General features: G+C 46.5%; 10 protein-coding genes. 2 read left to right on the top strand and 8 right to left on the bottom strand.

Translation table 11 applies throughout. The annotated features are described in order from the left end of the window. Nucleotides 1–125 precede the first annotated feature (125 nt). From SFV55_RS09525 to SFV55_RS09515, 3 genes are all read right to left on the bottom strand, one after another. On the bottom strand, nucleotides 126–485 hold the full coding sequence (locus SFV55_RS09525) for a hypothetical protein (protein ID WP_320029260.1): 360 nt from the start codon (nucleotides 483–485) through the stop codon (nucleotides 126–128). Nucleotides 486–612: 127 nt separating this feature from the next. Continuing rightward, nucleotides 613–2046 (bottom strand): T9SS type A sorting domain-containing protein, encoded by a 1434-nt coding sequence (locus SFV55_RS09520; RefSeq protein WP_320029259.1) that lies wholly within the window; start codon nucleotides 2044–2046, stop codon nucleotides 613–615. A gap of 5 nt (nucleotides 2047–2051) precedes the next feature. Then, the gene (locus SFV55_RS09515) at nucleotides 2052–3041 is read right to left on the bottom strand and encodes a GSCFA domain-containing protein (protein WP_320029258.1); all 990 of its coding nucleotides are present in this window, start codon (nucleotides 3039–3041) and stop codon (nucleotides 2052–2054) included. 115 nt (nucleotides 3042–3156) lie between these two features. Here SFV55_RS09515 and SFV55_RS09510 point away from each other — a divergent pair, with 115 nt between their 5' ends. After that, entirely contained in the window at nucleotides 3157–4485 is a 1329-nt protein-coding gene (locus SFV55_RS09510; RefSeq protein ID WP_320029257.1) for a hypothetical protein, read from the top strand. A gap of 63 nt (nucleotides 4486–4548) precedes the next feature. After that, nucleotides 4549–5109 (top strand): Uma2 family endonuclease, encoded by a 561-nt coding sequence (locus tag SFV55_RS09505; protein ID WP_320029256.1) that lies wholly within the window; start codon nucleotides 4549–4551, stop codon nucleotides 5107–5109. A gap of 4 nt (nucleotides 5110–5113) precedes the next feature. Here the strand turns inward: SFV55_RS09505 and SFV55_RS09500 are convergent, their stop codons facing one another. From SFV55_RS09500 to SFV55_RS09480, 5 genes are all read right to left on the bottom strand, one after another. Beyond that, entirely contained in the window at nucleotides 5114–6448 is a 1335-nt protein-coding gene (locus SFV55_RS09500) for a TolC family protein (protein ID WP_320029255.1), read from the bottom strand. A 13-nt stretch (nucleotides 6449–6461) separates the two neighbouring features. Further along, a complete protein-coding gene (locus SFV55_RS09495; RefSeq protein WP_320029254.1) occupies nucleotides 6462–7583 on the bottom strand; it encodes an ABC transporter permease in 1122 nt (373 codons plus the stop codon). Nucleotides 7584–7589: 6 nt separating this feature from the next. Beyond that, nucleotides 7590–8561 (bottom strand): HlyD family secretion protein, encoded by a 972-nt coding sequence (locus tag SFV55_RS09490; RefSeq protein WP_320029253.1) that lies wholly within the window; start codon nucleotides 8559–8561, stop codon nucleotides 7590–7592. A gap of 15 nt (nucleotides 8562–8576) precedes the next feature. After that, nucleotides 8577–9260, bottom strand: coding sequence for an ABC transporter ATP-binding protein (locus SFV55_RS09485; RefSeq protein ID WP_320029252.1), 684 nt, complete (start codon nucleotides 9258–9260; stop codon nucleotides 8577–8579). Between the two features lie 243 nt (nucleotides 9261–9503). After that, entirely contained in the window at nucleotides 9504–10421 is a 918-nt protein-coding gene (locus SFV55_RS09480) for a glycoside hydrolase family 73 protein (RefSeq protein ID WP_320029251.1), read from the bottom strand. Between the last annotated feature and the right edge of the window lie 347 nt (nucleotides 10422–10768).

Genomic DNA, 10768 nt, shown 5'->3' with positions numbered 1-10768 from the left:
CATACCGTCTGGAAAAGGCAAAAATATGGCTCCTGGAAGTTTGTTTATGATTAGAATAGAAGATTGGAATAGTGGAATTTGATCTTATTTTTAAAATTTCAAATATTTCACTATTCCAACCAATTTTAGGCAGCGGTTTTAGCAGCTTTCATTTCGGTGCGCTTTGTTTTGAAGGCAGCCTTCACCGTTTTGCGTTCCAGTTTGAAAGTTTGCACCTGCTGGGCGAGTTGCTCTAGTTCCGTCGTATCTTTCTTTTTTTTCTGCGCTTTTTTGAACGCCAGTTTTACCTTATCCAGCCTTTTGGCTACTTTTTTTAGCTGCTTTTTAAGTTCCTTGGCTTGCGCTTTCAATTGTTTATAGACCGTTTTGTCGGTTTTTTTTTCCACTTTTTGCTTGAAAGGGCTCAGTGGTTCTGCTTCGCGATGCGTGTTGTCAAAGACTGCTTCCGAGGGAGGTACGCTATCTTTGCTACGTTTATCCTTCATTCTTGTTTACATTTATTTAAAAAATAGTTTACATTAAATTAACACAAAGGTAAATGGAATAAATGAATTAGTAAATACCCTGCAAAAAACTTAACATTGGAATCCAGTACCTTACTGGACCAGTACCTTACTGCACCAGTAATTTATTGTGCCAAATTCCCTGTGCGGAAAGTAGTTGCACCGAATAGATTCCTTTACTCAAACCTTGCAGGGGGATGTCCATGTAGGGATTATTGATGTTACTGCGGAAAATAATTTGCCCTCGTACATTGGACAATATTATCTGCCCTGACTTGGGCAAGTTTTCCAGACGGGTAAATTCCTGTGCGGGATTGGGGTACATGCGTACTGGCAGGGTAGGTAAATCACGCGTGCTGGTAGCAATTTGTGCCTGGACTGTGGCAAAGAAAAATACGGTTTGTAACACGGCAGGCTGAACACATTGTCCGTGGTTTGCATCGCTCTGCACATCGGCTGATTTGACATCTTTTGCCCCCCGCAACTGCATGATCGAGTCGGCCAATACACTGTTCCGAAAAGTAACCTGGTCATCAGCTTTGCAATAAAAGATGCGGGTAGGTGCCTTTGGTGCCCAATCGTATACATCGTTGTCCCGCATGGCCAAAAAGAAAGGGTGGTTCGGATTTTTGGAGACATTCTCCAACAAACTATCCTGAAACATAAAGCGAGAAATGGGTTTGCCGTGGCGTTTGGTCAGGGTATCGATCAACCCGCGATTGAGCTCAGACAGGTCAATTTCATGGCGATAAAATTTCAAGGCCATGTCTGCATAGGGTTGTTTGAGCAGTTTTTCAACATTGTCGTGGATCTTGTACATTTGGTTGTACGATAGGGCGACCCAAGCCGTATATCCCACGTAATTGTAAGGCTCATCGCTGATCAAGCGTTTGAAGGTTTCACCTGAAATGCTGTAGGGCCCAGACAGGTGTGCAGCAGCAGTTACGGGGAAAGCCTGGCTGTGATTGCGTTCCAACTCTCGATGCAGGGCCATTGAGGCGTGCCCGCCCTGGGAATAACCCGTCAGGTACAATTGGCCATTGAGTGGGAATTTTAGCTTTTCGGCAAATTCTTTGGTGGCATGCAGCAGGTCGATGGCCGCACTTGCTTCGGTAGCGGCATGCACATAGGGATGAAAGCCGCGGGATTCTCCCAGTCCTAAATAATCGGGAGCTAGGGCAACATAGCCCAAAGCTGCTCCAACCCCAGCCAATTCCCAGCCTCCCCGGCGTTCAGAAGGCACATCGCTAGGGCCGCTCACAGTACCATGTTGATAACAAAGGAGGGGAAGTGATTTGTTTTCCACAACCGGGAAAACGACCAAACCAGTAGCGGTATCTGGTTTGCCATCAATACCAGTCGTGAGGTACCAGACTTTATAGGTAGTGATGCTGTATTGTACCAGTGGGCCGTAAGTCTGCACCAATTCACTTTTGGTTACAGTGCCCATTGGGCGGGTTTTGACCAGTCGATTTTGGGCAGTTGCCCCAGCGGTCAAGAGCAGTCCGAGGCTTAGGTTTAAAATAAGTAATGCTTTTTTCATGGGCATTATGCCTTTAGTTGTTGATGAAATATGGATTTTTCAGCTGAAAAGTCCAATGTGGGATACTTATTCTCCAAACGTGTAATGTACTCAAGTTGTTGATGTAAAAATGTTTGATGAGTGACCGTATCGGGATGGAGGGGGCGATGCTGCAGGGCCTGATTGAGTTTTTCCAGTTCCTGTATCTGGGTTTGGGTAGCTGCATCAAAAAATGCATTTTTGAAATAGCCCCAAATGTAATCAGTCGCTTGAGGGTTGGGGTGAGCCAAATCTTCAGCGTAAAAACGGTAATCCCGCAAGTCGTCCATCAGTAGTTCGTAAGCTGGAAAATAATGAACCTGCGAAAAAGTATGACACAATTGTTCAGTAGCCAGTAATAAAGTTGCCTTGCTGCGGGCATTTTCCACGATGCCTTCTCGCAGGTAACGCACCGGGCTTACGGTTAAAATTACCTTCAACCCAGGATGCACCGCAAAACAGGTTTCAAGGCTGGTACCAAGTATTTCTACAATTTCGGGTAAGTCCATACGCCGTTGCTGAAAACTGGCCCTGGGCAATTTATGGCAATTGGAAACGCTGCGTTTTTCAGCCAAATGCTCCCATACATTGGCCGTACCCAAGGTCAGAACCAACACACTTGCTTTTTGAAATTGAGCATGGGCAGCCTTTTGGGCCAAATCAATTCCTGCGAGGGCCTGAGCAGGAGCAGGAGTTGAAAAACTGCCATGGTGATCAAAACTATGCCAAAGCCCCTGGTATTCAAACAAATCAGCAACTTGATAGTTTTTTGGTTGGCTCGCTCTGGCCAAACTCAGCGCAACGGAGTAAGGATTAAATGCAATCCCCAAAGGGTTGTAAAAACTCGAAAACTTACGCGCAGTTAATCTTTGCCCAATTTGTTCGACAAAACAAGAACCGATGCCTAAAAAGTGATCGGCATAACTCAGGTGAAAGGGGTAAAGGGGTGGAGGCAAAACACTCCGAAAATGCTCCATTTTACTGCATTTGGTGGCTTTATCAAATCTACGGATAGCTTTTTTGCCATTTGAATCAACAATTTTATTCAATTTATCGTAAATTTCCTCGCTAAAGTCTATATATAAACTGCTAATGAGCCTATTTGATCGACTGTTCAGAGCTTCCAATACAGGTGTTTCCGCAACTCAATTGGACATAAAGTTTGGCCGATATACGGATTCTTACAAAACTCCGCTGAATTATCAGGCTTGGGAGCAGTCACTGGCGTTGTTTGAAGAAGATAAATACCTGGATGCTTATCGGGCATTTTTTCAATACCTGCGCGACGAGCGCGAAGACAATGTCCGTTGGTGGACTGAAGAGGGAACATTGCGCTTTGAATTTTATCAAGGTTCAAAAAAAATAACCGGCTACGCCAACGACACAAAATTCCTGGCAGAATCAAGAATTGCCTATTCAGAAGCCTTGAATGTAGGTTTTATGCGGCGGCTCATCGAACGTAACTTTATTCTGCAATTCAGCCGCTTTGCCCTCGATCCAGAGAACAACTTGACCATTCTTTTTGACACCCCCAAGGTCGATGCTTCGCCCCACAAATTGTACATGGCCTTGCGGGAACTGGCCATCAATGCGGATAAACAAGATGATCTCCTTCTGGATGAGTTCAAAATGTTGCAGGCAGTTGAGGCGGATCACTTGCAGGAAATCCCACTTCTGGAAAAAGAAGCCAAGTACAAATTTATCCAGGAAGCCATCAGCAGCACCCTACGCGAAGTACAGGAAGGCCCCCTCAACCGCGAACAGTACCCTGGAGCCATTGCTTATTTGTTGTTGAACCTGGTATTTAAACTCGACTACCTGGTTAAACCCGAAGGGTACATGATGGAGGAATTGGAACGCATCCAACGGCAATATTTCACCAAAGACAACAAGTCGAACATCGATAAAAACCTCCTTTTGGCAAAAGACCTGCAAAAACTGTCCGAACGCCCCAAAGAGGAGCTTTTTAAAGAAATGTACCGGGTGCGCAGCACTTTTGGCATTACCACCCCGGTCACGCACGACAAGCTGGTCGCCCTCATCGATACCGAATTGCCTCAAATGGATTGGTACTGCGAAAATGGTTACCTCTCCGTAGCTTTGTCCATTACGGGGTACATTGTCAGCTCGGGCTTGTTCAATTACGCCCTGCCCAAACCTGACCGCGACCTGCTCCACCTCTACATGCAGATCACCGAAGGGGAGTATTTCCGCTCATTGGGCTTCAAAAATGATTTTATCGATGCCAATAGCGGCACCATCAATCGGAGGGCCATTAAAAGGGCGATTGAAGACATTGTGGAGGAAAACAAGGGATTGTTCCCTCGTTTGAATCCTCGTGTGAGTGAGGTGGATTTTAGTTCTTTATCTAAATTTTGCCGGACTTATTTACTTATGATCAAAGCGTTAGAATTAAATTGATACTCTTATCGCTTGTGTATTCAACCCAAAATAGTTAAATTGGATCACGTTTAACTTTCAATCATGACCACAGCTCAACCAATTCGGAGAAAAATATCGGTAGGTGATTACCACCGCATGGCCGAGGCAGGTATCCTGACCGAAGACGACCGGGTTGAGTTATTGAACGGCGAAATATTAGAAATGAGTCCAATTGGCCCTACTCATACTGCCCACGTCAAAGGCATCAATCGAATTTTGTCCAGATTGCTGGAGGGCTTAGCTGTAGTTGGGGTGCAAGATCCCATTGTGCTGAATGACCTGTCAGAACCGATCCCGGATATTTCCATTCTTCGCTGGAGGGCTGATGACTATTTAGAGGCTCACCCCACACCTCAGGATGTTTTACTGGTTATAGAAGTTGCTGATAGTTCAGTGACCTTGGATCGGGAAGCCAAGCTACCTATTTATGCCAAAGCTGGCATTCCCGAATATTGGATCGTCAACATTCCTGGCAAAAAAGTAGAAGTTTACCGCACTCCAATCACCGACTATTATCGGGATGTCTTGATTTGTACTTCGAGTGATTTGATCGACCTCAAACCTTTTAATTTACAGATTCAAGTTTCCAGCTTGCTAAAATAAAGGTTTATTGCCCCATCGCCTTTTCCCAACGCAACTTCGCTACCAAGTAGTTGTACCAGGCACTCAGCGCATTGTTCTCAGCTTCCCGCAACGAAAATTCCGTATTCAACAAGTCGGTAAAAAGTAAATTCCCGCCCACGTAGCGCTCCTTTTCCAACTCCAGAATTTTACGCGCTGTCGCCAAGTTTTGCTGGGCACTTTGCCATTGTACCACACTGTTTTGTAGTGCAGTTTGGGTAGAAGCCACTTCGTAGCCAATGTCCTGGCGAATGCGTTCGATGGTGTGTTGGCTGACCTGGTTTTGCAACTTCAATACCTCCAGGTTCTTTTGTTTGAGGTTGCCGTCAAACAAAGTGAAATTGGTCTGCAACCCAAGGTAAACGGCCGGAAACCATTTTTCCCAAACTGCAAAATTGTTGCTCAAATGTTGCACCGATCCATTGGCAATGGCGCTGAGATTGGGGCGATACTGCTCCTTGATGCGCTGTTGATCGAGCAGGTTAAGGGCTAGGCGTTGTTCTTCTTCTTTGAGTTCCCAACGCTGGCCTGCACTTGCTGAAGTTGAATTCGCAATAAGGTCATTGGTTGGCGGAGCAATGGCACCTACTTCCAACGCTGTTTCCAATGGCAATCCGATGCGGTAGGCGAGGTTTTGGCGACTCAGGTTCAGGTTGTTTTTCGCCTGATCCCGCGAGGCTCTACTATTGTCCCTTTCCAATTGACTGCGTTGTACCTCACTGGGCAATAAAGCCCCTGCATTGAAGCGGTTTTGACTGATCGCCAAAAGGGACTCTGCCCGCTTGAGCTTTTCTTCAGCAATACTTAGTTGCTCCTGTTTCAAAAACACATCGTACCAGGCTTCCGCGATAGTGAGCCGAAAATTGGCCTTTTGTTTCTCTAAAGTGGCTTCCTGCAACATTCGTTGCCCATCTGCACGCAATTGATCGGTACGCAAGGTAGGGTCGATGAGGGCGTAACTGACATTGAGGGAACCAGTTATGTTAAAAACAGTGCCAAAGCGCAATTTCTGGTCTTCGCCAGTGCTGCTACCACCAAATGCCTCAGCGGGGATGATGGTAGTAGGCAAAACGAGGTTGCTGCGCAATTCGCCATTTGCACTCACAATTGGGCTGCGACGGGCATCAATTTTATTGCGCTCCCCTTGGGCAATTTGCACCTGCAAACTTTGGTTTTTCAAATCCAAACTATTGCTTTGCCCCAAAGTAATGGCTTCTTCCAGGCTGATTACCCGGTTACCGAGCGTAGCCGAGGTACGGGAGGATTGAGCACAAACCAATAAAGAAATCAAAAAGAATATGGTGAAAAATAGTGGTTTCATGAGTTGAGAAGTTCTATGTTCTAAATATTGCGGAAGGCTCCAATCCAGTAATCCTACGGATGGCAAACAGGCTGCCAAACAAGGCAATGAATAAAGTGAGGATCAAAAAGCCCAAACGCATCCACAAAGGGAATTCAAAAATGGTACCCGCCTGGGCGACCCCGACCTTAAAGCCATTGACAAAGAAGTAGCCGATCAAAAAACCAATGATGGCCAAAATCATGGCCTGCATCAGGATGAGGCGAGTGATGTAGCCGTTGGTGGCCCCAATTGCTTTGAGCGTACCGTAGTCCCGGACGCGGTCAATCGCTGCCGAGTAAAGCGTCAGGCCAATGATGACAAAACCGACGATTAGTGCAAATACGATCAGGGTTCCGAAAGACAGTGCGATGCCACTGGAACTCAGTACAGTCAGGATGGTCTCGCGGGTGAAATCTTCACTGGCCCAGGCTCGTACCCCTTTCAGGTTTTGGTTGATGTAAAAAATAACTTGCTCGCGGGAAACCTTAGGGTCCCAGGTCAACAAAAAAGCACTGGCCTGATTGTTGGGGATGTTGCCCAGGTAGCGGGCTCTTTCAATGGAGGTGAAGGTGTAAGTCCCCCCGAATGAACGTACCCCTTTGGTGTTGCCAGCAATGAAGACCTTTTTTCCATTGATTTCAAAATAGTCGCCAATTTTGGCACTCCCCAACGCTTCGCGGTCAAATACATCGGTAATGATCGCGCCATCTTTAAGCAGATCCGTGGTACTGCCTTCGCTGAGCATCCAGGGCCCTCCGGCACACTCGGGATATTGCACCCCAATGAGTACTACGCCAGCATTTTTGCCATTGGCAAATCGGGCACCACCGGCAGCCAACACCAATGGACTGACCCGAGTAACGCCGGGCACACTCGCCAGCTCGCGTGCTTTGCGCATGTCCAAGGCGGCTAATGAGTTGACGTCATTTGTGGTGTCATCAACCACCCAGATGTATTGCTGATTGTTGCGGACCAGTGCCGACATGGCGTTCGTCAAAAAGATAAAAATACCACACTGCTGTCCAATCAGAAAAACCGAAAGGATCACGCCAAAGAGCGCACCAAGGGACTTGGCCTTGTCATAAAGCAAAAAACGAAGCGCAGTTCTGAACATGATTCTTTAATTTTCTAGTTCAATGACACATTCCACCCGGCTACCAATCAATACCTGGCTGTTGTCTTCCAGGCGTACGTGTACCTCGCGCACCCGGCGATCTTCCAGATTGTCGGCCCGATCAGAAAACAGGGATTTTTGTTTGAGGTAAGCTCCAGTAAACACCACTGTACCACGAGCCAGGATGTTGCGCTCACCTTGTGGGCGGATGTAGGCTTTGTTGCCGTTTTTGACCCGGAGTGCAAAGAGTTCGTCTACTTCTCCAACGGCCAGGTAAGGACCTTCTTTGGCAAATTCACCCAAAACAGTGGAGGTGCTGATGTAGTTGCCCGGTTTCACATCACAAGAGAGGAAGGTACCCGCCAAAGGTGCCCGCAAGCTTTTTTTGCCCAATTGAGTCTGGCTCAGGCCAATGTCGGCTCGCAGCTCCTCCAATCTTGCTTCTTGTTGTTGGATGTTTGCTTGTTGGGCAGAAAGTTGTTTTTGCAGGTCTTCCACATTAAAGCGGCTATCATCAACACTTTGCTGTGTAGCGGCATTGCCTTGCAGGAGTTTGAGGTTGCGATCGTAGGTATTTTGGGCATTGGCCAATTTTACTTTAAGGGATTCCAGATTGGCTTTGGCCGCCGTGATGGATGCTTGTTGGGTTTTGATCCGACTTTGGGCCTGGTTCAATTGAGCATTTTCAATGGCGGATTCAAGCACGACCAATACGTCACCCTTTTTCACCCGGGAATTTTCAGCAAACAGGATTTCCTTGACAAACCCTGCGGTCTCCGCATTGATGCTGATGATTTTGCCATCCGGTTCAATGCGCGCAATGCCTACAACTTCCTTAACCTTCATGGTAGAATCCAGGGGCACTTCTGTTGAGGTCAGTGGCTCTTTTTCAACAGCAACTGAATCCCCTTCTTTTTTACCGCCGCAGGCGCTTAATACGCCAATCAGCGCAAAGAGGAATAGATATTTGACTTTCATGATATCGAAAATAAGCTAGTGATCAAATTTTTGTACCTGCGTTACTACACCGTTGTTGACGGCTACGATCCGGTGGGCGTACTGCTCTAGGCGTGGGTCGTGGGTAACTACGCATACGGCCTTGCCTTCATTTGCCAAATGGCGCAATTCCTGCATAACCACATCCAGGGAATCCTTGTCCAAGGAGGCAGTGGGTTCGTCACAAAGGATCAACTTGGGATTGGTCACCAGGGCTCGCGCAATGGCGACCCGCTGTTGTTGCCCGCCGGAGAGTTGTTTGGGCAATTGTTTGCGCCGATCCATCATGCCAACCATTTCCAGGGCAGCATAAGCGCGTTTGCGGCCTTCGGTATTGGCAACGCCTTGCAAACGCATGGGCATCATCACATTGTCTTCGGCGGATAGGGGGGCGAGGAGGTTAAAACTTTGAAAAACAAATCCAATGGTGTTGAGCCGCAAGCGGGCCAATTGGTTTTCTTTCAAACGATTGATTTCCTGTCCATCTACCCACAAACGCCCTGCGGTAGGATACAGTACACAACCCAAAAGAGAGAGCAAGGTGGTTTTACCTGATCCAGAGGGGCCGATGATCAGCAATAACTCCCCATCATTCACTTGCATGGTGGTTGGTTGTAACGCTACAATTTCCTGATCCCCTACTTTGTATACTTTGTTGACATTTTCCAGCTTAGCAATCATCAGGTGTGGTTTATAATTTTTTCACAATGAAAAACTGTGTTTAAATTGTAATTTGATGTAAAACTGGGAAAAGGGAAAAAGGTTTAGAGAATTGGAAAAAATCATCCAAATAGTGGGGCAAAATGGTCACTTATTTTTTTATGACCTAAAAACAAAAGGGCAAGGCACGAACCTTTCGCACCTCGCCCATTAGCGCAGAAAAATAATGGTAAAATTTTTTTTATAAACGCTTATTGAATTGGCTCAATCGAACTGGTACAATTCTAAATCTTCAATCAAGTGGATCAGTTTTTGGGCGTATTTTTTGTCGGTAGCATAACCAGCCTTGGACAAGCCATAAGCCCAATCGGTATAATTGTCTGCTCCGAATTTTTTCAACCCTTTGTAACGTGCACCTTGCAGCAACATGCTGTGTGAACGGAAACTTTCCCAGGCAGACGGAAAAACCCGGAAAAAATCCTTGTGGGAATCATCCGTAAAATTGCGACAGTGCCCACGGCCACATGTTCGGGAGAAACATTTGATCCCGAAGTGGTTGTTGGCCTGAGCAGACAGTGGGCTTTCACCCGCATCGCTTTCCAACAAGCCCTGAGCTAAGGTAATACTGGCGGGAATGCCGTATTTCTTTTGCTCGCCCTTGGCAATGTCGGCAAAACGCTGTACATAGGCCAGCTGTTTTTGGCGTTTGGCCTGGCGCTTGGTGGCTGGCTCAAATACTTCATCCTGATCAGGGAAACTCACATTTTGGAAAGTATTGGCCAGTTCGCCCAAGGAATTGGTGCGGGTAATACTCGCGGCACCTTTCCCGGGCGGACCGCTCTCCACCGATTTAGAAGCAGCCGGGGAGCTAGGCACGGATGCCGCCCCCTCGGTGCTGAAAGAGAGCATAGAAACGTTCATAGGATGTAATGGTTCTTTGGTGTTAGTGGTATTTTGGGCAATGGATGTTGAACTGGGGCTCAAGCTCTGAATTTGGACCATCGGTTCGGCACTGTTCAGTTGAAGGTTCACGCTCAATTCTCGCGAACTGAAGCCATAAACAGCAATTGAACAAAGGGCGGTTTGAAACCAATAGCGGTTAACTGCTCTGCGTAAATCGCGATGGGTTTGTTGTAGTTTGGATTGTACTACAGTCAAGTGATCAAGTTTGAAAGTTTTCATAGTTTTATGTTTTGGCGTCACGTATCGATGTTTGTTTTAAAAACAACAATGCAAATTAAATAAAAACTTTTTGTTTTGTCAAACAAAAAATACATTTTGTTTTTTGTTTTTAGTTTACGCCTGATACAACCACAGTAGCCTGTGGATACTCTTTACGTGTTGTGACGTTGTCACAGAATCTGCGTTTAATAGTTGGGAGAGTTGCGTACTCCGTCTAACTTTGCACCTTAAAATTTTGAAATCTGCTAAGGAAATGAAAAAAATCACATTGGCTCTTGTAGCATTGCTTGCCGTATTCGGTTCAGTTTCAGCTCAAAAGTATGGACACCTCAACTATGGCAATTTGC

The sequence above is a fragment of the Haliscomenobacter sp. genome, from assembly GCF_033763495.1.
GTDB lineage: Bacteria > Bacteroidota > Bacteroidia > Chitinophagales > Saprospiraceae > Haliscomenobacter.
The sequence above is the reverse complement of the archived record's forward strand: the minus strand, read 5'-3'. Positions and strand labels throughout refer to the sequence as shown.